Here is a 26211-nt window from a genome sequence, read left to right as displayed (position 1 = left end):
AGTCCCTCAAAAAGTTAAAGCGCATTAAGAAATTAAGCTAATCGATAGGGTTAAAGTGCTTTAATCGTTTCAATTTGCTCACTTAACTTGTCACAAGTAGTTTGGTATTCAGCTTGTTTTGCTTTTTCTTTCGTAATAACCGCTTCAGGTGCATTACTTACAAAGCGTTCATTACTTAGCTTCCCAGAGACTTTATCTAACTCTTTTTTCGCTTTTTCAAGTTGTTTAGCTAAACGTGCTAATTCAGCTTCTACATCAATTAACCCAGCCATTGGGATAAGTAACTCTAAATCACCAACTAATGCTGTCACCGACACAGGTGTTTGTTCACCTTCAGCAACAAAAGTAACACTCTCTAGTTTAGCTAATGCAGCTAAGAATGCTTCATTATCAGTGAAACGACGAATTGCTTGAACATCTGCATTTTTAACTAATACATTGAGTGGCACTTTCGGGCTAATATCCATTTCACCACGAATATTACGTACAGCATCAATCACTTGTTTAACCCACTCAAGGTCTGCAACAGCTTGCTCATCCACTTGTGATGCATCATATTCAGGATAAGCCTCTAACATGATGGTATCGCCACCTTGACCAGTGATTGTTTTCACTCGTTGCCAAATTTCTTCTGTCATAAATGGCAGCATTGGATGTGCAACACGTAATAATGTCTCTAATACATTGATTAATGTATTACGTGTACCACGTTGCTCTTCTTCGCTACCTTTGAATAAAACAGGTTTTGTTAATTCTAAGTACCAACCACAGAATTCATTCCAGATGAAGTCGTACAAAATATTCGCAGCGATATCAAAACGGTATGTATCTAATGCTTGGCGGAACTCTTTGACCATATTTTGTAACTGACCTTGGATCCAACGATCGGCAAGGCTAAATTGCATTGCTTTATTGTCGCCAAAACCAAAGTCTTGGTCTTCAGCATCCATTAATACATAACGGCTTGCATTCCATAGCTTGTTACAGAAGTTACGGTAACCTTCAAGACGGTTCATATCCCAGTTGATGTCACGACCTGTGGATGCCATTGCTGCTAATGTGAAACGAAGTGCATCGGTACCATGTGCTTCAATACCGTTAGCAAAGGTTTTACGTGTATCTTTTTCAATCTTCTTAGCAAGTTGTGGTTGCATCATGTTGCCTGTACGCTTGGTCACTAGGCTTTCAAGATCTAAACCATCAATCATATCTAAAGGATCTAATACGTTACCTTTAGATTTAGACATTTTATCGCCATTTTCATCACGAATAAGCCCAGTCACATAAACGGTTTTAAAAGGAACTTGTGGGGTGCCATCGTCGTTCTTCATAAAGTGCATGGTGAGCATGATCATACGTGCAACCCAGAAGAAGATAATATCAAAACCAGTCACCAACACATCAGTTGAATGGAAAGTTTTAAGATCCATGGTTTGGTTTGGCCAACCTAATGTAGAGAAAGTCCATAAACCAGATGAGAACCATGTATCAAGTACATCATCATCTTGATTTAACACAATACTGTCATCTAAGTTATGTTTAGCGCGTACTTCTGCTTCATCGTGACCTACATAAACTTTACCAGCTTCGTCATACCAAGCTGGGATACGATGTCCCCACCATAACTGACGAGATACACACCAATCGTTAAGGTCATTCATCCATGAGTTGTACATGTTTTCATATTGTTGTGGTACGAATTTAATATCACCATTTGCAACCGCTTCTGTTGCTGTTTTTGCAAGAGGAGCAACACGTACATACCATTGGTCTGTTAACATTGGTTCAATAACTACGCCGCCACGGTCGCCGTAAGGTACGGTTAAGTCATGGTCTTTCACTTCATCTAATAAACCAAGTGCATCTAGTTCACTTACCACTAATTTACGCGCAGCTTCACGTGTTAAGCCTTGAAATTGTGCTGGTAATTCTGTTGGATAATCTTCGCTCTTTTCACCATTAGTATTAAACACTTCTGCGCTATCACGAATACAAGCATCAAAAGTTAATACATTGATCATTGGCAGTTTATTGCGTTTACCTACTTCGTAGTCGTTAAAGTCATGTGCCGGTGTGATTTTTACACAACCCGTGCCTTTTTCCATATCCGCATGTTCATCACCAATAATTGGGATTTCACGATTAACAAATGGCAGTAAAATGGTTTTACCAATAAGGTCTTTGTAACGTGGATCTTCAGGGTTAACAGCAACCCCTGTATCACCTAATACCGTTTCTGGACGTGTTGTCGCCACTACGATGTAATCTTTACCGTCGGTAGTTTTTACACCATTCGCTAACGGGTAGCGGAAGTGCCACATGAAACCTTTAACATCTTTGTTTTCTACTTCTAAGTCAGAAATCGCAGTGTGTAATTTTGGATCCCAGTTTACAAGACGTTTGCCGCGGTAGATCAAATCGTCGTTATATAAATCAACAAAGGTCTTTTTAACGGCTTCAGATAAACCATCGTCCATGGTAAAGCGTTCACGATCCCAATCTACAGAAGTACCTAGGCGACGCATTTGGCGTGAAATATTACCGCCTGATTCAGCTTTCCAGTCCCAGATTTTTTCAATGAAAGTTTCACGGCCTAATTCTTTACGTGTTTGGCCTGTTTCAGCAAATAATTTACGCTCAACAACCATTTGTGTTGCAATACCTGCATGGTCGGTACCCATTTGCCAAAGCGTGTTTTTGCCTTGCATACGTTGGTAACGAATCAAAGTATCCATGATCGTATCTTGGAAAGCGTGACCCATGTGTAAACTACCAGTGACATTTGGTGGTGGGATCATGATGCAGAAACTTTCTTTATCAGTATCACCGTGTGGTTTGAAGTAACCTTTTTCTTCCCAGGTTTGGTAATTTTTTTGCTCAATCGCACTTGGGTTGTATGTTTTTTCCATCATTTGTCTTCTGTCTGGTTGGTTGACTCTTGAGATGTTGCTTCAACATCTTGAGTAGAGAGGGTGTGGCCTAGTTTTTTATAGGCACTGTAACGCATTCGCGCATTAATTCTTAGTTGTTCTTGTGCTGGCACAAAATCAATAATTTGTTGGAAGTTTAAATTAAACTTCGGAATAGATTGGTTTAGGTTGATTAACACAGCGCGAGGGTGCTGTGGAGCAAGCCAGCTAATCTCAACTGGAGAACCATATCGAGGGCCTTCACCCACTAAATTATGGGGTACAAAACTATCACCATCAAATTGCCATAAATACTCGTCAACAACAAAAGCATCCTGTTGATTCTCTGTATAAATAAACACTTTTTTATTTTGTTGATAATAATAAGCCGCTAACTGGCAAGCCTGCACAAAATGTGCAGGCAAATCAGCATTCGTATCGGGTTGCGAATGTATGTAGAAAAGAACTTGGCTCATTATTAGCTTGTACCTTGCTTAACTTGGTACATTTACGCTTCTATATCCGTTAGTTCTTGCTCACTGCGGTTAATCACAAACTGAGTTAATAACGGAACAGGGCGTCCTGTTGCTCCTTTGTTTGTGCCTGAACGCCATGCTGTACCAGCAATATCTAAATGCGCCCATGTGTAAGCTTTAGTGAAGCGAGATAAGAAACAAGCGGCAGTGATTGAACCCGCTGGACGACCACCGATATTCGCCATATCAGCAAATGGGCTGTCTAATTGCTTCTGGAAATCATCATCCATTGGTAATTGCCATGCTTTATCACCGGTTTGGTTTGATGCGCCTAACAGTTCATGTGTTAAGCCTTTGTGCGGACTCATTAATGCACTGATATTATGACCTAGAGCAATAATACAAGCGCCGGTTAAGGTTGCCATATCTACTACACATTCAGGTTCGAAACGTTCTACATAAGTTAGTGCATCACATAATACTAGACGGCCTTCTGCATCGGTATTTAATACTTCAACCGTTTGCCCTGACATAGTGGTTAGAATATCACCTGGACGATAAGCTTTGCTTGATGGCATGTTTTCAGCAGCTGCGACCAAACCAATAACATTGATTTTTAAGTCTAATTCAGCAATCGCTTGCATAGTACCAAACACCGAAGCAGCACCACCCATATCATATTTCATTTCATCCATGCCTGCGCCTGGTTTTAATGAGATACCACCTGAGTCAAAGGTTAAGCCTTTACCCACTAATACAATAGGTTTTTGATCGCTTGGACCACCTTGGTAGTTCATGATCGACATGTAAGCTGGGTTCGCTGAACCTTGTGCAACGGCTAGGTAACTATTCATACCTAGTGCTTGCATTTGCGGCGTATCAATAATCTCAGTGGTGATTTTATCAAAACGCTGACCTAACTCTTGTGCCTGTTGGCTTAGGTATAACGGAGTACAAATATTTGGTGGCATGTTAGCTAGATCTTTACAAAGCTTCATACCTGCAGAGACTGCAATACCATGTTGTAATGCTAATTCAGCACGTGCTAATTCTTTACGACTTGGTACATTGAAGGTTAGTTTACGTAAAGGACGACGTGTGTTGTCTTTATTAGTTTTAAACTGGTCAAAGTTATATAAGCTATCTTGTGTTGCTTCAACTGCTTGACGAACTGCCCAGTAGCTATCGCGGCCTTTGATATGTAATTCAGATAAGAAACAGATTGCTTCTAACGCACCCGTGTCATTTAAGGTAGTAATGGTTTTTTCAATGATTTGCTTGTACTGTTTTTCAGTTAATTCGCGTTCTTTACCACAGCCAACTAATAATACACGCTCACTCAGTACGTTTGGCACGTGGTGTAAAAATAAAACTTGGCCTACTTTACCTTCAATATCACCGCGACGTAATAAAGCACTTAAATAACCTTCACTGATTTCATCTAATACTTCGGCTGCATGGGATAGACGGCGAGGTTCAAAAACACCTACAACAATACAGGCGCTACGTTGCTTTTCCGGGCTACCACTTTTAACTAGAAATTCCATATGTATCCTTAAAACGATTATATTAAGATTAACTGTGCTATTTTTATAAAAATGCAGTTATCATTAGCTCTTGTGGATCTTGAAACGTAATATAAACTTACTAAAATAGCAATTTTACCGCAATTGCTCTCTTAATCCACTATTTTACCGCTTTTGTAGCATTCTTATTTTACATTGGAGATCAGCTTGATAATTCTTCGTTATTTAATGTTAGAAACATTTAAAAGCCAAGTTGGCATTCTCTTTGTTTTAATCCTCATCTTTGTTAGCCAAAAATTCATCACTATTCTTGCTCAAGCTATTAATGGCGTGATACCTGCTGACTTAGTATTAACTATTTTGTTTCTAAATTTTCCGACTTTAGGCATCTTAATGTTGCCTATTAGTTTTTATTTAGCAATCCTTTTTGCACATGGTCGATTACACAGTGAGAGTGAAATGGTGGCGTTAACCTCATGTGGTTATAGCCCTAATAAAGTACTTAAGGCAACCTTAACACTATCCTTATTAACCTTTACCTTTGCCTGTTTTAATAGTTTATTCCTTGCGCCGAGTGCGGAAGATAAGATGATGTCTATTATTGAGCAAGCCGAAGCAAATGCGGGTACAGCAACGCTAATTGAAGGGCGTTTCCATAAAGCTTCTGGGAATGGCGGTGTGGTCTACGTAGAAAAATATGTAGAGGGGCAAAATTTACAAAACGTATTTGCTGCACATTGGCCAAAAGAAGGAGGGGTTTCTCCTTCCGTGATCACCGCAAAAAGTGGTAATGTGGCTGAGAAAAAAGATGGGACCTGGTTAACCTTAGAAAATGGCCAACGCTATGCAGGGGTTGTGGGTGAAAATGAATTCGAAAACTCAAAGTTTTCAACATACCAAGTACATATTGCCAACTCTACCGTAGAGAACAAATCTCGTGACGTAGAGGCTTTACCCACATCAAAATTGATTGGTGTAGATAACCCTAAATACCAAGCTGAGTTGCAATGGCGTATTGCTATTCCTGTTTCTATTTTATTGATCACGTTTATGGCCGTACCATTAGCTAGAGTCAATCCACGTCAGGGGCGTTACGCGAAATTATTGCCTGCCTTAGCTTTATACCTTAGCTTTTTCTTATTATTGAGTGCATCTAAAAGTTTAATAGAAGACGGTGCCATTCCTGCTATTGGTATGTGGGCAGGACAGATATTGTTTTTTATTGTGGGTATTGTTTTACATTTACAAACAATCGGTAAGCTAAATTTTAGTCGTAGAAAAAAATTGACGCCTAAGTTGGGGAAGTAAATGGGGATTATAGATAGATACATTGGTCGCACAATCTTTGCGGCAACGTTTTTAAGCTTATTCGTACTGATTGGTTTAAGTAGCATTATTAAATTTGTTGAGCAGATGAAGAGTGTCGGAACTGGTGCTTACACAGTATTATCTGCGGCCTATTTTGTACTTTTAAAAATGCCGGTTGAGATAGCATTATTCTTCCCGATGGCAGCCTTAATCGGTGCTTTAATTGGATTAGGCTCGTTAGCTAGCAGTAGTGAGTTAGTGGTTATGCAAGCGGCGGGTATGTCTAAATTTAGAATCGCGACGGCCGTATTAAAAACTGCTATTCCAATGGTTATTGCTGTTATGTTACTAGGTGAGTTTGTTGCCCCGCAAACAGATAAAGAAGCTTATTTCATGCGCGATCAGCTTCGTAAGGGGACTGAACGAGTTGATAACAAATATGGTGTTTGGGCAAAAGATGCCAACTCATTTGTGAGTATTGGCAGAATGAACAGCAAAGCAGAATTGTATAATGTACAGCTATACTTTTTTGCTAAAGACCTAACCTTGAGTCGAGCAATGGTTGCTAAGCAAGCAACTTACCAAGAAGGGTCTTGGTTATTACAAGAGGTGAGTCAAACCAGTTTTTACGATGGTGAAACGCGGGTTGAAAATTTCCCTGATTACGTATGGGAAACTGAATTAACACCGAAAAAACTAGAAGTCATTATCAGTGAACCAGATAAGATGTCGATGCGTGATATCTATGACTACATTACTTATTTGGAAAGTAATGACCAAGATGCGAGCAGTTATTGGTTAATACTATGGCGTAAAGCGGTATTGCCTTTCACCGTGGTCGTTATGATGTTGCTATCGGTTTCATTTATATTTGGTGGTTTAAGATCAGTCCCCATGGGTACACGTCTTATTTTTGGTATAGCCAGTGGTTTTACTTTCCATGTATCTGGAGAGTTATTTGGTCCCGCTAGTTTAGTATTTGGCTTACCGCCGATTTTAGGTGCTTTATTGCCTAGTATATTAGTGTTAGTAATTGCTATGTATCAGTTAAGAAAGCAAACTTAAAGAGTGGAATGATAATTTACTTACTCAGTTAAATGGAGCTTTAATTGAGTAAGTAATAATATTTCTTACTTTTCTTTTCCTTCTACCTTTTTAAATAGAGCCCAGGTGTTTAAAGATTTTGGTAATACCACGACTTCACACTCAGCCCATAAATCTTGAAAAGCATTGCGATCTTTAAGTAACGCCATAAAACTACCTAAACCAAAAGCAGAGGTGGCTAAGCGAATCGCAGCTTGCGTCATGCTTATATTACTACCATCACTATTTTGTACTCTCAATTGAACCAGTTTCATGCCAATAGTCTGTCCTGAACAGCTCCAAAAATAAATGAAGAAAGCAATAATAAGTAATGAGATATAGGCTAAAAACCACATGCTATGACCTAAATAATCGCTGCTATCTTGATATAAACTTAAATCAATACCACCCAACTTCGCTACAATATTCACTACCAATAATGCCAGTGCCGTGGCAAAGGCAATGACGAATCCTATTGTAAAAAGATCAATAATATAAGCTCCTAAGCGTCTCCAAAAAGAGGCGCGTTTGCAGCCTTGATATTGCTCCGCTAAGTTGAGCTCTTGATTCTTTTTTTTATTCTGTTTGGCCATGATAATCCCTCAAATATGTGAAAAAACAGTGTAGCAAATGGCTAATAACTTGGCATTTTATTTATTATTCATAAAGATTGAACGGTTTTTAATCGCTTACACAGGATTGTAAACAAAATGCTTGTTTGTCATTGTCCTGTAGGTATAATCCTTTCTACTCAGCCCGAGTGGTGAAATTGGTAGACGCGACGGATTCAAAATCCGTTTCCGAGAGGAGTGACGGTTCAAGTCCGTCCTCGGGCACCATATTCAAAGAAAGCCTCAACAATAGTTGGGGCTTTTTTGTTTCTGAATAATGAACATTCTGTTTTTATCCATTACCTGTTTTGCTATTAGCCTCTATCTATATTTGATATAAGTTAGTAAAAGTTTATTAAAAGATAATGGTTGTCGGATTTTTTAACACTAATGATATTTGAAAATAAAAAAATGATGAAAAAGCATTTTAAAACAATAGTTTATATTTTTGGCATGTTTAGTGCTTTGTTAGGATGTAAATAGCTATTCATAACATTAAGGAAATAATATGAATTTATTCAAAACAGCACTGACAGCTATCATTTTACTGTCAAGTACATATGCTTCGGCTATCTCTTTTTACTCAAGTGTAGACGATGGCTCTAGTAGCACTAGTCCAACAACAACACTTACTGATGATGATCATAATTGGATTGATCCAACTGGTACTGATTTAGATGGTGCAACATGGATTCAACCAAGTGATGCTTGGAATGTTGATGGTAGTGAGTATAGTTTTTATGAGCTAGATCTTGTTACTGTTGATAATTACAACCTAACATCGTTATTCGTTTCTTATGATGACGAGCTGATTGTCTCAATCGGTTCAGATGTTATCTTTGACTCTACACAAACTGATATTGAAAAAGCTTGGAAAAATGTTTATGACATTTTCGATAGCTCACTAACAACATTAATCACTGCAGATAACAAACTAACTTTCGCTGTAACTAATAGCGCTAATGGTAACACTGGTGTGATTTGGAGTGGTACAGCCTCTGTTCCTGAACCAAGCATGTTATTTGTATTAGGTTTTGCACTTATTGCTTTTGCTTACAGACGTAAAACAAACGTATAATCTAATAACACTATTATATATCTGACGAACGGCTCTATCTAATAGAGCCGTTTTTTTATAACCTGTTTTTAATATTAAAGTGCATCACTTAATCCACAATAAATCAGGTCAATCACTTCTTAACTTCTTAAAGATTATTTTTTCTACTATGAGTCTTGATTAATTACTATACCTTGCTCATCAAACTCAATGACTCTTGGTTTATAGTTATAGTTGAGGTTAAATCGATCGTGAATACTTGCTTCTATTTCGCTCCCACAGGAGTGTCTTATTCTAGTTGGCTCTGCCGGGGCATCAGACATAGAAAGTGAAAAGTAATGTTCTGCATAAGTGGTAAAAGGCTTCAATTCTCTTATGTTATGAGAGGTGCATGATAGGCATATAGGTTTGAACGTCGATCTATTAAAGAAATCGATTCCCTTCTTTTGTTATGATCTTTTTTTGATCACGTAGTTGTTTTTTCTTTTTTTAGAAAAATAATAAAATAGTGTGCTTTTAAAATAGTTAATTGTATCAATCGTATCCTCTCGTTTTTTAGTTGTATGCCTTTTAAGATAGGGGAAAGGGATTGAACGATAGTGTCACACTCATCACATCATGCGCCTCTAGTTTGTGGTTTTCTCTCTACAAGGCCGATATATTGATGGGAAGCCCAACTATCATATCCTGTGAAGTCACAGTGAGAGAGTGAATAAGAAACTGGAAAATAAGAGATAACGTGTTACCTTATTGTTAAATTAAAATCCGTTAAATCATGTTCTTAACTGTTATTAGTAACAAACAGAATAAAGAAATCAGTTTCTAAAGGATAACCAACTAAGAGTTATTAAGGTAAACAATTTTTAAACATAAATAGTAGAACCTTTTATAAATACTTACTCAGTTATTACAGTTTGATCACAGCTTTGAAAACCTCTCATCTAAACTCCATTAATCGTCATTTTATTTAAATGGTATGTTCAGTTTTAGCGTAAACATCTAGCATCTTCTACATCCCTATTTATCTACTTTAGCTCTTTACTGAGCGCTCACTCACCTAATTGTACAAAAATCAAACAAAAATGAGAGCGGGTCTTGAGTTTTTTATGCTTTTTTATTGTTATATTATTGTAATACAAAGTGTCATTTAAGGTTGTTCAAATAACTTTTAAATATCAATCAAGTGGATTGCATTCATATTTTATTTGCTCGTATTGAAAGTAGTTATTCTATTGAGAGGGCCTGAGTCACTTTTTATTTTTACCAAAGTGATCGTTTTATTAACTTTATTAATATTTTTAAATTTATCTGCTTCGTAAGTTATTTGTACATGGAAGTCGTCAATTATTTTTAGTGAATACTGACCATCTATTTCAAAGGTATTGGTGTTCATTGATACATATCGTTTTTACTCAGTTTTACTGAATAAGCGGTAACTGAGAAATACAAAGTGCTACTTCTGCAAAAGAAAGAGGACTGTGTGGAGAGTGTTTTAACAATATAAACATTCAGATAAAGAAAGATAACTGATTATATTAGGAGTTAATTATGGGTTTTAATTTTAAAAAGAGCTTGGCTTCAGCATTGTGCTTAGCGTGGGCATCCTCTGCGTATGCTGCAGTCGAATTTAAGCTTGGTCACTTTGGTGCTGAAAACCATCCTTCACACATAGCAGCGATGCAATTTGCAAAGCAGGTTGAGGCTCGTACAAATGGCGAAGTTGAAGTTGAAATTTACCCTAATAATGCTTTGGGTAGCCCGCCAGAAGTGCTAGAACAAGTGATAATGGGGGTTGTTGATATGAGTCTATCAGGACAGGATCAATTGGCAAAACATGTTCCATTATTTGATACCGTGAGTATTCCTTTTTCATTAACTAATGCTGAGCATGCGGATAGAGTTCTAGATGGCCCTTTTAAAGAGTGGGCTACACCTGAGTTAGATAAAATTGGCTTGGTTTATTTATCCAGTTGGGATTGGGGATTTCGTCAATTGACTAACTCAGTGCGTCCTATTTTATCCCCTGCAGATGTCAAAGGGTTAAAGATTCGAACACCTCCTGCTATGACTTATCAAGCTGCAATGCAGGCGATAGGAGCAAATGTGCAAACTATTTCATTCAGTGAGTTGGTGATGGCGATGCGCCAAGGTGTGGTTGATGGTCAGGAGAATCCAATTGGGGTTATTTATAGTTTAAAACTGTATGAATCTCAGAAATATATTTCAATTCTTAATTACCTTTATAGCTCAATGGTTCATGTTGTTTCTAAAGATGCTTGGGATCGCTTAAATGATGAGCAACGTAAGATTATCAGTGAGGAGTCTGATTCAGCCCGTTTATTAATGCGTAAGTTAATGAGAGAGGAAGAATTAAAACAAATCGCAGATATGCGCGCTAAAGGTATTGTAATTGATGAGCCTGATCTTGCACCTTTCCAAGCAATGATGGGGCCAGCCTATGAACAAATTAAAAAGAAAGTAGGTGCCGCTAATTTTGATAAATGGATTGAGATGACTGAGTCTCTTAAATAATCAACATTGTAAATGCTAAACCCTATTTATTTCGTCTTGAATAAAGGCGAAATATTTCAATTTTACTAATGCATCCAGAAGCAGTTTATAGTTTGAAATCAATCTCTCATTAAAAGATCTATAACAAATTTGGCTAGCTTCATTAATACCAGTCATATTTAGTGAGTGTTGGCTGAATTATAGTTGTTTTAAATGCATTAGATATGACGAACAGGTAACCTTGTATGTTGACCTTAGCGATATTCGGGCTTTTAATTTTCCTACTGCTGATTAATGTTCCTGTGGTGGTGGCCATTGGGTTAACATCGGTCATTTTTTTTGTTGGCCTTGGCGATGCGCGGCTATTAGCTATGTTACCTCATCGCATGTATTACGGCACAACGGGCTTTACATTATTAGCCATCCCATTTTTTATTTTAGCTGGCAATTTAATGAATACAGGAGGCATTACCGATCGTATTTTCCGGTTTGCACAAACCATGGTTGGCCACATATCTGGCGGTATTGGCCAAGTTAATATTGTGGCGAGTGTCATTTTCTCTGGCATGTCGGGCTCTGCTGTAGCTGATGCAGCTGGCTTAGGGCAAATAGAGCATAAAGCTATGGTTGACCAAGGTTATGAGCCTGCAGACTCGGCAACACTTGTCGCTGCTTCCTCTGTTATTGGTCCTGTTATACCGCCTAGCATTCCCTTCGTTTTATACGGTTCAATTACCAGTGTGTCAGTGGCTCGCTTATTCTTAGCTGGTTTTATACCTGGTGTGTTGATGGCGTTAGGAATGATAGTTGCGTTAAGTATCTTAGCAAAACGTAAAAACTATCCCTGTGCAGATACTAAAGCCACATTCAGAGATCGTTTATCATCGTTTAATGGTGCTTTTTGGCCATTGATGGCACCGGTTATTATTGTTGGCGGCATTATGAGTGGCTTTTTTACACCCACTGAAGCATCCGTAGTCGTTTGTGTATACGCAGCATTATTGGGTTTCTATTACAGAGATTTAAAGCTAAAAGCATTACCGGGCATAATTTATAAATCCATTACTCAATCAGTTAGTTTGTTATTTATTATCGCCTCGGCTAACTTTTTTGGATGGTTGATTATCCATCAAAAAATTCCAGATAGCGTCATTGAAACCTTAGTCGGATTTGGAGCAACACAATCGATAGTGATGTGGATTGTGATAGGCATAGTGCTCACTATGGGGTTATTTTTAGAGGGTAATGCTATCTTTTTAATTACCTTACCGCTGTTTATGCCGATTGCCACCATGTTTGACATTGACTTGGTTAACTTCGGTGTCGTGATGGTGTTATTGATTATGATTGGTAACTTAACACCGCCAGTAGGCATGTGTTTATTTGCCGTTGATAGCTTTGCAAAAGTCGGCATGCCTGCCTTAGCTAAAAGGGTATGGCCATATTTATTGATGATATTTCTTATCACTGTGTTAATTGCATTTGTGCCGAGTATTTCTTTGTTTTTACCTAATCTTATTATGGGGGAAATGTGATGGTGGGATTATTGCAAAGCATTGATATTTGGGTGCAAAGAATACTACGCTATATTGCTATTACTATGTTTTCAATTCTCGCTCTTTTATTGATTGCGAATATTTCGTTACGTTTAATTAACGACTTAATTCAATTTTTGCTAGTGAATGGCTGGGAGGGAACTGCCAACTTTATTCAGAGTGTAATCACTATTAACTCTTTTTATTGGTTTGATGAGATTATTGAATTGAGTTTTGCTGCACTGGTTTTTTATGGTGCGGCAGCTTTGTGGTGTGCCAAGTTACACTTTTCAGTAGGGGACTGGATAACGCCGCGTATTAATAGTATACACTTACAAAATTTATATAAGTTACTGATATTACTTATTTCTGCGACTTTTATGGCTATCTTATTTTGGTATTCGCTTAAGTTAACTTTAAGAACAAATCAAGTGACCACTGCCTTCCAAATTAAGCAATGGATCCTCTACTCCTGTGTCCCGATCTCTTCGATGATCATGTTGATCTACTCAATCGTTGATGTAGTTATTGCGGCTAAACGTTTGTTGCACGGAGATCACCCAGTACAGCAATAAAAACCAAACCATTTATTTTTCTAGATATGACTATCAAAATACAACCAAACTGATCAATTCAATCAGTTTGGTTGCCTTTATTATACTGTATACCTGTCTTTACGATGATTAAGTGCAATGATTAAGTTAAGTACAATACCGCAGAAAATAGACAAAACTAATTGATATAGCGAGACAATAGATAAAGAAATTAACATGATTGTCAGGTCTGCTCCCATCAATAGCCAGCCAGCTTTGACTGCAAACTTATCTTGTAAATACAGCGCGAGAATATTAAAACCACCTAAACTGGCTTTGTGGCGAAATAATACGATAAAACCTACACCAAAAATAAAGCCGCCAAAAATAGCAGCATAAATAGGGTTAAGTGCTTCAATGCTAATGAATTGGTCGTGTAAGGAGCTGAATATAGAAACTAGTAGCACTGCAATAAAGGTTTTTAGGGTAAACATTCTCCCCATACGATGTAGCGCTAAATAATAAAAAGGGAGATTAATGAAAAAGAAAATAACACCAAAATTGAGATCAAGTTTGTAATGAATTAATAGTGATAGTCCTGCTGTTCCGCCTGTGAGTAATCCTGCATGTTTTAGAAATAAAACACCAAATGAGACCAAACTAGTTCCAATTAATATAGCCATCGCATCTTCAAACCAACGATGCCCAGTTGTTATTTTCTGTATGTTATCTACTAGTCCAGTATCTGACATCCTTTGCAGTCCTATTGTATTTTGCATTAGTCGTGCATGCTTTATATCATGGTGATTATATTGTGCAATAAGTTGTTTTATTTTGTTTTTGTTGTGCATTTTTGGTGCGTTTTTGTCTATTTTGGTGCACGTTTGAGATGTCACTTTTATCTGCTATGTCATTGCTATTTTCGTGAGAGTTAGAAGAAAAAGGTTTAAAGATTAGTTGTGTTACTTAGCGGTCTAAGGTGGTAATGAAATCCATTTTTTCTGTTCTAAAGTTGAACGGAGATTTACAGGCTTTTCTATTTTGGTTGATATTATATAAAGCCCTCCACCTCATTGTATTGTTATTTCAGTTTACCGTTTTAATGCCACTTTCTTTGATTCGTTCAAGTACGAGAGACGTTTTGATATGTGAAATGAGTTTGGTTTGGAATACTCGTGAAAGTAACGCATTCAAACTGTCTAGATCGGAAACTACCATTTTAAGTGAATAGTCTGCATCACCAGTGGTTTTATAGGCATCGATTATACTCGGTTCATTCACAATAAATTGGTGAAAGTCTTGTGCATTTTCATTTTCATGGTTAATGAGTTTAACTTCTACCATTGCCTGCATCTCTTGTTTTAATGCTTTTGGTGCGAGGCGAGCGTGGTAGCCCAAAATAAGTTGTTGTTGCTCCAGACTGATACGACGACGTGAACATTGTGATGGAGATAAACCAACTAACTCACTCAGTTCTTGATTAGTGAGACGTCCATTTTCCTGTAACAAGGTTAATATTTTTACATCATATTCATCAATATTGGACATTACAGCACCTTTTATTAAAGTTAAGAGCACAGAGTCTAGCAAAGAAAATATCAACTGGCTTTCTAATTCATAACCTAAGAATAGTTTACTGCATCATTAAAATGGTGATTTCAGGGGGTTATTTTTAAACTTTCCAATAGCTTCATTATCAAAGCTGTTTTCTATAATAGAGGCAGTAGGGCTAAGTATCGGACCCATATGAAAAGGGCTATTTATTTTACAGCTGAAAACATGCTGACACGTGCCCAAGTCAACCAGCAAGATTGTGTGTTAATCTCAGGCGCATCAGGTGGTGTAGGTTCCGCAGCCGTGCAATTAGCTAAAGCACGTGGTGCTTATGTTATTGCTATTACTAGTCCAAGTAAAAACCAACAACTATTAGATATAGGTGCAGACCAGTATTATCAAGAGATGCTGATATGGTAGAAGCATTGGGGGGAATAGTGTTGATGTTGTAGTGGATTTAGTTGCTGGTAAAATGTGGCCACAATTTTTGACACTATTAAAAGCAAAGCGGCGTTATGCTGTTTCTGGTGCAATTGGTGGGCCGCTGGTGGAGTTAGATGTGCGTACACTTTATCTAAAAGATTTAAGCTTTTTTGGTTGTACCGTGCTTGAGCCAGAGATTTTTCAAAATTTAGTAAATTGTATTGAGCAAGGCAAAATTAAACCGGTTATTTCACAAACATTTCCAATGCAATCTATCGCAACTGCGCAGGAGGTTTTTCTAACAAAACAGCATGTAGGTAAAATCATCCTAGAGATTGAACAACCTTAAAATTTTATTTCATAAAAAGGTATTATTAGCAGGGTTAGTGCTTTTAGCTAACAGCAAGTAATACCTCCTTTATTATGCATTATCTTTATTAATTCCCCCTGCGACCCAGACACTAAACATTATAAAAATGATAAATAATAGTTAAGTTAATTATCATTTGGTCGATATATTTATGTCTCATTAAAAAGAGACATAAATAATGATTATTCAGTTATTTATCTATTTATAATTAATTAAAGGTCTTATATGAAAGTATCAGGGAAAGTCATACTTGTATCATCAATAGTGTTAGCACTAACTATAACTATTCTCTCTTGGGTTCAGTATCAGAGTGTAAAAAGTACAATTCAGAGACAATCAACTAGTGCCATTAAAGAATCTAGCGATGCACTATCACAACAAATTACCAACTGGTTAACGGGAAAGTTGGAATTAATTGATAGTGTTGCACAGGTTATAGATGGAGATTTTAGTGATAAACGTATTCAAGATACGTTTGATGTAAAGGTATTAAAAGACAGCTTTTTATTAGTTTTTGGTGGTTTAGACACAAATGGTCATCCAATTAGCAATGATGCTTCATGGGACCCTGATGGTTGGGATGCGAGAAGTCGCCCATGGTATAGCTTAGCAAAAAGCACTAATAAAGCGGTATTAACTGAACCCTATGTGGACTTTACAACTAACGATATTTTAATTTCTGTGGTGGCAAAAATTACAGATAAAGGCCAATTTAAAGGGGCATTTGGTGGGGATTTAAGTTTAAAAACAGTCTCTGAATCGCTTAATACTTTAAACTTTAATCATGCTGGTTATGCTTTCTTAATGGCTAAAAACGGTAATATCATCAGTCACCCTAATGAAGATAATAATGGTCATAATTATAGTGAACTGTTTGCTGGGCAATCCTTGTCATTTACTAAAGATATTCAAGAAGTGGAAGTAAATGGTAAATCAACCTGGGTTAGTTTTACACCTTTAACCGGGCTACGTGGAGTAGACTGGTATATAGGCGTAGTTGTTGATGCTGATATCGTCATGGCTGAAGCAGATCATATTGGTGTTAGCTCATTTATTGGTGCATTAATTAGTTTAGTCATTGGTATTCTAGTATTCAGCTATGCAATGAAGTTTATTTTGAAACCGATTGCTTTATTAACTCAATCATTATTGGATATTAATAGTGGTAATGGTGATTTAAGTAAACGCTTACCGATCATTTCACGTGATGAATTTTCCGAAGTAGCAAGACAATTTAACCAATTTGTAGATAATCTGCAGGGTATTATTATTAATGTAAAAGCATTAGCTGAAGACACTGGAACCAGTGCTAATGTGGTGACAGAAAAGTCGGGTAAAGCATCACGTGAACTACAATTACAACTTTCCGAGTTAGACCAACTTGCCACTGCAATGAATGAGATGGCTTCTAGTTCCACTGAAGTAGCAAATAATGCACAAGTAGCTGCGCAATCTGCAAGTGCCGCAGATCAAGAAACACAAAATGGTGTGATGGTGGTCTCTAATACAACCGAATCAATTAATGAGCTTGCACAACACCTGGAAATAGCAGTTGAATCTGTGGTTGAGTTGACGCACTTTAGTAATAACATCGAGTCTATTTTATCTGTGATTACTGAAATTGCCGATCAAACTAACTTGTTAGCATTAAATGCAGCCATTGAAGCCGCAAGAGCCGGGGAGTCTGGACGAGGGTTTGCTGTTGTGGCCGATGAAGTACGCTCTTTAGCATCACGTACGCAGGAATCAACCAGTGAAATAAAATCAACGATTGAGCAACTACAAACAGGTGTTCATAAAGCCGAAAGTAAAATTAAAGAGAGCAGAGAGGCGGCAACGATGACCTCAAAAGAAGCGGCTAAAGCTAATGAGTCATTAGAAGTTATTCGCAATGCGATCGTTGAAATTACGGATATGAATATCCAGATAGCTTCCGCTGCAGAAGAGCAGTCTGCGACAGCTGAAGAGATAAATCGAAATACCACTAACATTCGTGATATCAGTCAAGATGTTGCTGAAGGTGCACACGAGCAAGCAAAACAAGCAAGCCTAATGCATAAACAGGTGCAAGCACAATCTGAGCAACTCAATAAATTTAAAGTTTAATTTTTCACCTATAACTGGTCATATTAAGCGGCCACATTCTTAATTTATTTTAAGGGAGTGGCTGCTAACACCTTCACTTAAAAGCTTTTCTGTTATACTTGTCACATTAATGAATGTGATAGGTATTATTATAAATTCTTCATTATTCTTGCACATTGTTATTTTATATTGGCCTTTTTTTAACCAAAGTGGGTGACCAATATGATAAAAATAATACTGAGCAACTGCCTAATCTTAAGTGCTCTTCTGGCCTTCCCTACACAAGCGTCACAAACCTTAACAGCTACCATTATTGGGTCTGGTTCACCTATTTATAATGAGAAAAGAGCGAGTGCAAGTGTGCTTATTAGTAATGGTGAAACTAACATTCTGGTGGATATGGGTAATGGAACACAAGCTAATCTGCATAAACTAGGTGTACCGATTGCTAGCTTATCAAGCTTATTATTAACCCATCATCATTTAGATCATAATGAAGAGTTTGCTCCTTTATTGATTGGTCTATTAATGTCTAATCATGACTTTGATATCGTAGGACCAGAGAATACAACACACTTTACAGAAGCGAACTTAAACCTTTATCAAGAAGATATTAGTTATCGTCTAGGGAGAACCAATAGAAACTTTGATCAGCGTAAAAAAGCAATTCACCTTAGTGAGTTAAAAGGTGGAGAGCAGTTTAAAATTGGTGCGATTAATGTGTCTACACTCGCAGTGCCACATACTATTGCGACCCTTGCGTATCGTTTTGATTATGACCGACAATCTATAGTGGTCACTGGAGATTTAACCTATTCAAAAGCATTACCAAAGTTTGCGAAAAATGCCGATTATATGATTATCGACTCTGGCGGCATGGTGATGTCAAATATGCAACCTAAAAAACAAAAAACTAATCCAAGTAAGCATAAACAAGCCACTAAACGTGCGCATTTAGACTTAAATGATTCTAGTTTGTTAGCTTCCCAAGCTGGCGTTAAACAACTCGTTTATACACACTTTCTTAAGGGAGAGGTTGATACTAAAGAAAGCCTAAAGCAGATCCGAAAAAACTATCAAGGGCCAGTTATTTTTGGTGAGGATTTGATGGTAGTGAATCAAGTAAATAAAACAGTCTCAAACAATCTCACTTATCCTGTGGTTGATACTGGCCAAGTCGCATTTTACAGTGATAAAAAAGTGATTAAAGAGCCTACTGTGGAAGAAGCCTTTTTTGGTCAAGATGGGCAATATGTGATTAATCAGCCTTCCTATACCGATAATCATGATGGCACAATTCAAGACAATATCACTGGATTGCAATGGCAACAGGGGCTGACCGAAAAATTAACCTATCAAGAAGCCTTACAAAAAGTGAAGCAGTTTAGATTAGGCGGTTATTCTGATTGGCGTATTGCTAACATCAAAGAGTTGTATTCCTTAATTCAATTCACTGGCTCTGTAAAAGGGCAAAAAGCTATCACGCCTTTTATCGACACAAATTACTTTAAGCAACCCTTAGGAGATACAAACTTAGGTGAGCGTGAAATTGACGCGCAAGTTTGGAGTAGCACTGAGTATGTAGCCAAAACCATGAATAATGATGAAACCATTTTTGGTGTTAATTTTGTCGATGGAAGAATCAAAGGGTATCCCAAATATAATCCACGTACCCATCAAGCAAATAAAATGTACTTTAGATTTGTGAGAGGGAATGTTGCTTACGGTAAAAATAATTTTACGGACAATGGTGATGGTACTGTCACCGATCATGCAACTGGATTAACTTGGCAAAAGCAGGATAGTCAACAAGCAATGAACTGGCAGCAAGCGTTAGATTATTCAGCCCAACTTCAGTTAGGGGGGCATGATGATTGGAGACTACCTAATGTGAAGGAGTTACAAAGTATTGTCGATTATACTCGCTCACCAGAAACGACTGACTCTGCTGCAATTGATCCAATCTTTGAAACGACAACTATAAAAGATGAAAGTGGTCATAAAGATTACCCTTACTTTTGGAGTTCAACGACTCACTTAGATGGCCCTATACCGGAGAGTAGTGCTGCTTATATTGCCTTTGGTAAAGCGTTAGGTGAAATGCGTGGTACGGTGATGGACGTACATGGTGCTGGCGCGCAGCGTAGCGACCCTAAGACTGGTAAGGCAATGTCTAGAGGTCCGCAGGGGGATATGATCAGAGTTTATAACTATGTCCGAAGCGTGCGAGGAGGCGTGAAGGATACCGAGCAAACTACAGATACAAAGACTCACCTAGCTTTTACTAAAAGTGATAACGAAACCCATGGGCAACAGAAGCAATCATCTCAACATAATCGCTTCATTAAACGCTTAGATAAAAATGGCGACAATAGAGTGTCTAGCGATGAGTTCCATGGCAATCGAACTCAGTTTAATTATTTAGACACTAATAAAGATGGTTATATCAGTGTTCAAGAAGCGCCAACCGGACCTGCTAAAAAATAACAGAAAGCCTTGATAATATTCAATAACTCTATTCATAAAGGTTTAAAGATATAATTTGTTCTTAATGCCTATTTTTTATGTTATTACCATTAGTGAGTGTCCAAATTAACTGGACGAACGGTGGACAAACTCTGTAACTAGCCAAGCAGTCTCAGAGGTTCAAGATTTTAGTCCCTTTAAAAAATAACGACTTTTTAACCTTACTTTTAAAGCATCACCTTAGAGTGATGTTTTTTTTGCCTAGTGAAAATCATCAAACTAAGTTTTTTGCTCTATCAATTAATGTAAATCAAATTTGTTTATTTTAATTAATTGATTTAGACGTCTAGATGGCTTAGTATGCATCCATTATTACAACTTAGCTCACAGATTTTCTATGATGCCTAATATGTAACCAGTATTTAAATTTCAGGAAATCTGATGATAGAAATAAAAGATGTAAACAAGGTATTTTATCAGGGAGATAAGGCGATTAACGCGCTTTCCGATATTAACCTAACCATAGAACAAGGTAGTATTTTTGGTGTGATCGGTTCATCTGGCGCGGGCAAAAGTACATTAATACGTTGTGTTAACTTATTAGAACGCCCAAGCTCTGGTGAAGTGTTACTCGACGGTGTCGACTTAACCAAATTATCAGATCAAGAGTTAACTAATACTCGTCGTAAAATTGGAATGATCTTCCAACACTTTAACCTATTATCATCACGCACGGTTTTTAATAATGTCGCCTTACCTTTAGAGCTTGCTGGCGTTAGTAAAAGCGAGATTAAAAGTAAAGTTGAAGAGCTATTAGCGTTAGTTGGCTTAGCTGAAAAGCGCGATGTTTACCCAGCAAATTTGAGTGGTGGACAAAAACAGCGTGTGGCAATTGCGCGGGCATTAGCGTCAGATCCTAAAGTATTATTATGTGATGAAGCAACTAGTGCATTAGATCCTGCGACGACTATCTCTATCTTAGAGTTACTTCGTAAGATTAATAAAGAGTTGAATCTGACTATTCTTTTAATTACCCATGAAATGGCAGTAGTAAAAGGTATTTGTCAGGAAGTGGCTATTATCGGTGGAGGGAAGTTAGTTGAGAATGGGTTGGTGGGAGACATTTTTGCTCACCCTAAAACAGAGCTAGCGCGTGAGTTTATTCGCTCAACATTAGACTTATCAATCCCAGCTGATTACCAAGAGCGTCTGCACAGTACACGTGTTGAAAACAGTTACCCTTTAATTCGTTTAGAGTTCACAGGTGCCTCTGTTGATGCGCCAGTAATTAGTCATGTAGCTCGTGAATTTAATATTGATATCAGTATCTTAAGTTCTAATATGGATTATGTAGGTGGTGTTAAGTTTGGCTTGATGTTAGCTGAATTTATTGGCCCAGATGAATGTGCAGAAAAAGCCATTGAGTATTTAAAACAACAAAAAATTGAACTAGAGGTGCTTGGCTATGTCATTTAATGCAGTGGTTACTTGGTGGGCTGAAAACACACGCCTAATTGAGCTATTAGTTAGTTCATTGTGGGAAACATTAATCATGGTGTTTACGTCTGGTTTTATCGGTTTTGTGGTCGGTATTCCTCTGGGTGTGTTATTACATCTAAGTAAAAAGAATGGTTTATTAGAAAGCACTAGCTTGAACAAAATATTAGGTGTTGTGGTGAATATCGGCCGTTCAATCCCATTTATTATTTTGCTGGTTGCTTTAATTCCAGTGACTCGCTTTATTGTTGGCTCGTCAATTGGGACTGCAGCTGCAATTGTGCCTCTAACCATTGGTGCGATTCCATTTATCGCACGTCTTGTTGAAGGTGCGTTATTAGAGGTTCCAGCAGGATTAGTTGAAGCCGCACAAGCGATGGGAGCTAAGCCACTACAAATCATTAAGAAAGTATTATTACCAGAGGCATTACCCGGCATTATCAATGCGGCAACCATTACATTAGTGACTTTAGTAGGTTACTCAGCGATGGCAGGGACCGTTGGTGGTGGTGGTCTTGGTGATGTTGGTATTCGTTATGGCTACCAACGTTTTGATGCCACTGTGATGATGATTACTATCGTTATTCTGGTGATCCTAGTACAACTGATTCAGTCTCTAGGTGATTATCTTGTTAAGCGTGTAGACCACCGTTAATCGTTTCATTTTAAATTTTATTAAAGCAACATCTCAAAGGAAAATGTATGAATGTTAATATCAAAAAAGTAATCGCTGTATTAGGTTTTGCGTCTGTATTTGCGCTAGCTGGTTGTGGTGAAAAAGAAGCACCGGCAGTTGATAACAATAAAGTAAAAATTGGTGTAATCGCTGGTGCTGAAGCACAAGTAGCAGAGATTGCTGCTAAAGTAGCGAAAGAGAAATATAACCTAGATGTATCATTAGTCACTTTTTCTGATTACATTACACCTAATGCTGCATTAGATGAAGGTTCAATCGATGCAAATGCATTCCAACACAAACCTTACTTGGATCAACAGGTTGCTGATCGTGGTTACAAATTTTCTGTTGCAGGTAACACATTAGTTTATCCAATCGCTGGTTATTCAAGCAAAATTAAATCATTAGATGAATTAAAAGACGGTGACCAAATTGCTGTACCAAGTGACCCAACTAACTTAGGGCGTTCTTTAATTTTATTAGAGAAGCAAGGCTTACTAACACTGAAAGAAGGTGCTGGCCTGAAAGCAACAGTATTAGATATTGTTAGCAGTGAAAAGAACCTAAAAATTGTTGAACTAGAAGCAGCACAACTTCCACGTTCTTTAGATGATGTTGCATTAGCAATCATTAATACAACCTACGCAAGTTCAATTGATCTATCACCAGAGCATGATGGTTTATTTGTTGAAAATAAAGAGTCTCCATACGTTAACTTAATTGTTGCGCGTGAAGATAATGTAAATGCTGAAAACGTGCAAAACTTTGTGAAAGCATATCAATCAGATGAAGTGTACCAAGCTGCTTTAGAAATATTCAAAGGCGGTGCCGTTAAAGGTTGGTAATCCGACTTTTAATAACGGTAGATTGATTAAAAAGGTATTAAGCGTTGCTTAATACCTTTTTTTATACCTTCATTTTGACTGATTAATGGCTGAGTTAAAAACTGTTCATATTTGTTCTGTAAATCATGTCCGACTAAATGCTATTTCCAACATAGGAAAAAGATAAAAAAGCCGTTATTCTATTGTTTAAATCTTAATACTTATCAGAAATATATGCCTATTGGTTATTTTTAATTTATTGGAGATTAACAATGAAAATCGCACGTCCACCTTTACCCCCTTTTAATGTTGCAAGTGCTACTCTAAAAGTCAGAGCCGCAGAGAATGGGTGGAACAATAAAGACCCCGAAGCCGTTTCACATGCTTATAGCCAAGATAGTCAGTGGAGAAACCGCTCACAATTTATTAATGGCCGCGCTGAAATTGTCGACTTTTTAACAACCAAGTGGGAAAACGAATTAGATTATAAGTTAATTAAAGAGTTGTGGGCATTCAGTGGTAATCGTATTGCAGTTCGTTTTGCTTATGAATATCGTAATAAAGATAATCAGTGGTTTCGAGCTTATGGCAATGAGAATTGGCAGTTTGATGAGTTAGGTTTGATGCAAAAACGCTTTGCTTGTATTAATGATTTACCCATTAATGAGCACGATCGTTTGTTTACTTGGGAAGGGGCAAAGCGCCCAGATGATTTCCCTGGTTTATCCGAGTTAGGCTTATAGATGCCTTATTTTCCTACATTTGATAACGTGTATTACGCTCATTAAGTGAACCATTTCCCTTGTTAAAAAAACTATCTCCTCCTTGTAAGTTTCGTAAAGGGAACAATCATTTACGAAACTTATGCCTTAAACCAAGCCATTGCTCCTACACAATATTTAGAATATTTATTGAGTATAGTTTGCTCTTAGTGAAATTTATTCAGACGTAGGAAGGTCTTTATTGTTGATACTTTTGTTGGTAAGAATAATCACCTTGTCTTTGTAAATGATTGAGTCCATCTATTAAGCGCAGCCGTTATTTTTACTATCAAGAGAAATTATGTTGATCATTTTTGATTCAACTTGATGACTCTATAAGTGATCAACAAAATAGGGCTGATATAATACTAACTATATTGTATTAGCCCTTTTATTTAATTGATTTTTCAATAACTAATTGTTTAACGCTGCAATTTGTTTCTCAGTTAACCCTTTAATGCCGGTCCAGTTTACTTGCGCGGTTTCAATATTGCCTGGCACATCTTTTAACCACTCTTTTTGTACATTTTTATTTAGGTTTAAATAAAGCTTATTATCCTCGATGTACCAAGCCGTTGGCTCTACATCAAATTTTTGATTAACCGCAACACCATAAGCACAAAAACCGCCGTATTGTGGTGCATATTTTGCTGGATCAGATCTAAATAAGTCTCGATTTTTAGCGCTAGCGAAATGATAAATCGCGCCATTATAAGCTGCTGTGTATTTATCCGAACCCTTTGTAGGCTTACCTTTAGTGAAATATGAAACCGTATCATAACCCTTAATTGCTAGGTCATTTTGGTTTGCGTTCACTTCGATGTTAGCAGCGAAGCTAAGGCTACTTGCTAATAGTGCAGTACTCACTAATGTTGATTTAATTATTGATGAAAGTGACATAGTTTTTTCCTTGTAACGAGTTAGATAGTAGTTATGTATTAATTAAAGTCAGGACTCACCCTTGGCTTGATAAGTAATATATGACTTTTTACTCTATGAAAGGGATGAGATAGTCTTTATATTGAACCCAATCGTCCAGAAATAATAAAGAGAACTGAAATGGATCAGCTTTCAAATATCTTGCAGCGTTTTACAATGAATACTGAGGTGTTTTTTACTGGTAATTTATGTGGTGTTAGCTATTTAGATAAACTGCCCAATCAAGGGCACTTACATTTATTACGGAGTGGAGAATTAACTTTTATAGATGAGCAAGGGAAAGCATTATTGTTTAATCAACCGACAGTTATTTTTGTTGCTCTACCATATCGTCATCAGATTATTGGCAGTGTTGAAAACCCACCAGAATTAGTTTGTGCCAACGTTATTTATGACCAAACGCACTCCAATCCCATTGCAAATGCATTACCTGCTCTCTTACACTTTAATTTTAATGAGTGCCCTAATATCAAGCAAACTGCTCAGTGGTTATTTGATGAAGCATTTCAAGATAAATGTGGTCGATTGCCAATGCTCAACGCTTTAACCGATATCTTTATTATTCATATATTACGTTTTGTATTGAATAATAAAATGATGAAACATGGCTTATTAGCAGGGCTTGCTCACCCACAATTATCAAAAGTATTATTAGCTATTCAATCTACTCCTGAATATTCATGGGGATTACAAGAAATGGCTGATATTGCCTTAATGTCTCGATCTAAGTTTGCTGAGTTATTCAAACAGGTAGTAGGGCAAAGCCCTGGCGACTATCTACTTGATTGGCGAATTATTATTGCTAAAACGTTATTAAAACAGAATAAGTCAGTTGCGTTAGTAGCGAATGCTGTTGGTTATGAAAATGGCTCTGCTTTGGCGCGTGTATTTAGGAAAAAATTAGGGCTTTCACCTAAAGAATGGCTCGTTTCAAAGCAGTAAAGGTAAGGGCGGATAAATCCAGTTGTTTAACAAAAGTTTAATTGTGCTGTCATTTTTTGAATATGAGATGGATCTCAAGCTGGAATGATGTTTATAAGCAGTGTACTTATTCAATTTTTAATTAC

The 26211-nt window shown here is 37.3% G+C and carries 22 protein-coding genes and 1 tRNA gene; 16 read left to right on the top strand and 7 right to left on the bottom strand.

Annotation, left to right across the window (positions count from 1 at the left end):
* Positions 1-50: 50 nt before the first annotated feature.
* From OW492_RS12915 to pepA, 3 genes are read right to left on the bottom strand one after another with little or no spacing between them, the layout of a single operon-like run.
* Positions 51-2909 (bottom strand): valine--tRNA ligase, encoded by a 2859-nt coding sequence (locus OW492_RS12915; protein WP_290040540.1) that lies wholly within the window; start codon positions 2907-2909, stop codon positions 51-53.
* The gene (locus OW492_RS12910; RefSeq protein WP_290040518.1) at positions 2909-3385 is read right to left on the bottom strand and encodes a DNA polymerase III subunit chi; all 477 of its coding nucleotides are present in this window, start codon (positions 3383-3385) and stop codon (positions 2909-2911) included. The genes OW492_RS12915 and OW492_RS12910 overlap by 1 nt, the downstream gene beginning before the upstream one ends.
* A 32-nt stretch (positions 3386-3417) precedes the next feature.
* Positions 3418-4932, bottom strand: a complete 1515-nt coding sequence (pepA, locus tag OW492_RS12905) for a leucyl aminopeptidase (protein WP_290040517.1) — start codon at positions 4930-4932, stop codon at positions 3418-3420.
* A 186-nt stretch (positions 4933-5118) separates the two neighbouring features.
* Here pepA and lptF point away from each other — a divergent pair, with 186 nt between their 5' ends.
* Together lptF and lptG are read left to right on the top strand one after the other, a co-directional pair.
* Positions 5119-6219 carry an LPS export ABC transporter permease LptF gene (gene lptF, locus OW492_RS12900; RefSeq protein WP_290040516.1) on the top strand — a complete coding sequence of 367 codons (1101 nt, stop codon included), beginning with the start codon at positions 5119-5121 and terminating at the stop codon, positions 6217-6219.
* Entirely contained in the window at positions 6220-7284 is a 1065-nt protein-coding gene (gene lptG / locus OW492_RS12895; protein WP_290040515.1) for an LPS export ABC transporter permease LptG, read from the top strand. It begins immediately after the preceding gene.
* A gap of 65 nt (positions 7285-7349) precedes the next feature.
* Here the strand turns inward: lptG and OW492_RS12890 are convergent, their stop codons facing one another.
* Positions 7350-7895 carry an RDD family protein gene (locus OW492_RS12890; RefSeq protein WP_290040514.1) on the bottom strand — a complete coding sequence of 182 codons (546 nt, stop codon included), beginning with the start codon at positions 7893-7895 and terminating at the stop codon, positions 7350-7352.
* A 161-nt stretch (positions 7896-8056) separates the two neighbouring features.
* On the opposite strand from OW492_RS12890, the gene OW492_RS12885 reads away from it, so the two are divergent.
* The 5 genes from OW492_RS12885 to OW492_RS12865 all read left to right on the top strand — a co-directional run bounded on the left by OW492_RS12885 (position 8057) and on the right by OW492_RS12865 (position 13591).
* A tRNA-Leu gene (locus OW492_RS12885) sits at positions 8057-8141 on the top strand.
* A 280-nt stretch (positions 8142-8421) separates the two neighbouring features.
* Positions 8422-8991 (top strand): PEP-CTERM sorting domain-containing protein, encoded by a 570-nt coding sequence (locus tag OW492_RS12880; RefSeq protein ID WP_290040513.1) that lies wholly within the window; start codon positions 8422-8424, stop codon positions 8989-8991.
* 1527 nt (positions 8992-10518) lie between these two features.
* A complete protein-coding gene (locus tag OW492_RS12875) occupies positions 10519-11502 on the top strand; it encodes a TRAP transporter substrate-binding protein (protein ID WP_290040512.1) in 984 nt (327 codons plus the stop codon).
* A 224-nt stretch (positions 11503-11726) separates the two neighbouring features.
* Positions 11727-13016, top strand: a complete 1290-nt coding sequence (locus tag OW492_RS12870; protein ID WP_290040511.1) for a TRAP transporter large permease — start codon at positions 11727-11729, stop codon at positions 13014-13016.
* Entirely contained in the window at positions 13016-13591 is a 576-nt protein-coding gene (locus OW492_RS12865) for a TRAP transporter small permease subunit (protein WP_290040509.1), read from the top strand. Before OW492_RS12870 ends, OW492_RS12865 begins: the two co-directional genes overlap by 1 nt.
* A gap of 80 nt (positions 13592-13671) precedes the next feature.
* On the opposite strand, the gene OW492_RS12860 is transcribed toward OW492_RS12865, so the two are convergent.
* Both OW492_RS12860 and OW492_RS12855 read right to left on the bottom strand, forming a co-directional pair.
* Positions 13672-14301 carry a YitT family protein gene (locus tag OW492_RS12860; protein WP_290040508.1) on the bottom strand — a complete coding sequence of 210 codons (630 nt, stop codon included), beginning with the start codon at positions 14299-14301 and terminating at the stop codon, positions 13672-13674.
* A gap of 334 nt (positions 14302-14635) precedes the next feature.
* Complete coding sequence (locus OW492_RS12855; protein WP_290040506.1) at positions 14636-15097, bottom strand: Lrp/AsnC family transcriptional regulator; 462 nt, start codon at positions 15095-15097, stop codon at positions 14636-14638.
* Between the two features lie 198 nt (positions 15098-15295).
* Between OW492_RS12855 and OW492_RS12850 the strand changes: the two genes are divergently transcribed.
* The 8 genes from OW492_RS12850 to OW492_RS12815 all read left to right on the top strand — a co-directional run bounded on the left by OW492_RS12850 (position 15296) and on the right by OW492_RS12815 (position 24187).
* Positions 15296-15523 carry a hypothetical protein gene (locus OW492_RS12850; protein ID WP_290040505.1) on the top strand — a complete coding sequence of 76 codons (228 nt, stop codon included), beginning with the start codon at positions 15296-15298 and terminating at the stop codon, positions 15521-15523.
* A 31-nt stretch (positions 15524-15554) separates the two neighbouring features.
* The gene (locus OW492_RS12845; RefSeq protein WP_290040504.1) at positions 15555-15875 is read left to right on the top strand and encodes a zinc-binding dehydrogenase; all 321 of its coding nucleotides are present in this window, start codon (positions 15555-15557) and stop codon (positions 15873-15875) included.
* A 246-nt stretch (positions 15876-16121) separates the two neighbouring features.
* A complete protein-coding gene (locus OW492_RS12840; RefSeq protein ID WP_290040502.1) occupies positions 16122-18002 on the top strand; it encodes a methyl-accepting chemotaxis protein in 1881 nt (626 codons plus the stop codon).
* 201 nt (positions 18003-18203) lie between these two features.
* On the top strand, positions 18204-20468 hold the full coding sequence (locus tag OW492_RS12835) for a DUF1566 domain-containing protein (protein WP_290040501.1): 2265 nt from the start codon (positions 18204-18206) through the stop codon (positions 20466-20468).
* Between the two features lie 420 nt (positions 20469-20888).
* The gene (gene metN / locus OW492_RS12830) at positions 20889-21923 is read left to right on the top strand and encodes a methionine ABC transporter ATP-binding protein MetN (RefSeq protein ID WP_290040500.1); all 1035 of its coding nucleotides are present in this window, start codon (positions 20889-20891) and stop codon (positions 21921-21923) included.
* Positions 21913-22599 carry a methionine ABC transporter permease gene (locus OW492_RS12825; protein WP_113819748.1) on the top strand — a complete coding sequence of 229 codons (687 nt, stop codon included), beginning with the start codon at positions 21913-21915 and terminating at the stop codon, positions 22597-22599. The genes metN and OW492_RS12825 overlap by 11 nt, the downstream gene beginning before the upstream one ends.
* Before the next feature lie 47 nt (positions 22600-22646).
* On the top strand, positions 22647-23465 hold the full coding sequence (locus OW492_RS12820; protein WP_290040497.1) for a MetQ/NlpA family lipoprotein: 819 nt from the start codon (positions 22647-22649) through the stop codon (positions 23463-23465).
* Between the two features lie 251 nt (positions 23466-23716).
* Positions 23717-24187, top strand: coding sequence for a nuclear transport factor 2 family protein (locus OW492_RS12815; protein ID WP_290040496.1), 471 nt, complete (start codon positions 23717-23719; stop codon positions 24185-24187).
* Between the two features lie 432 nt (positions 24188-24619).
* Here the strand turns inward: OW492_RS12815 and OW492_RS12810 are convergent, their stop codons facing one another.
* Complete coding sequence (locus OW492_RS12810) at positions 24620-25105, bottom strand: YHS domain-containing (seleno)protein (RefSeq protein WP_290040494.1); 486 nt, start codon at positions 25103-25105, stop codon at positions 24620-24622.
* A gap of 159 nt (positions 25106-25264) precedes the next feature.
* Here OW492_RS12810 and OW492_RS12805 point away from each other — a divergent pair, with 159 nt between their 5' ends.
* Positions 25265-26086 carry an AraC family transcriptional regulator gene (locus OW492_RS12805; protein WP_290040493.1) on the top strand — a complete coding sequence of 274 codons (822 nt, stop codon included), beginning with the start codon at positions 25265-25267 and terminating at the stop codon, positions 26084-26086.
* Positions 26087-26211 lie beyond the last annotated feature (125 nt).

Source organism: Psychromonas sp. 14N.309.X.WAT.B.A12 (genome assembly GCF_030397575.1).
Lineage (GTDB): Bacteria > Pseudomonadota > Gammaproteobacteria > Enterobacterales > Psychromonadaceae > Psychromonas.
This window is presented reverse-complemented; position numbering and strand designations above follow the sequence as displayed.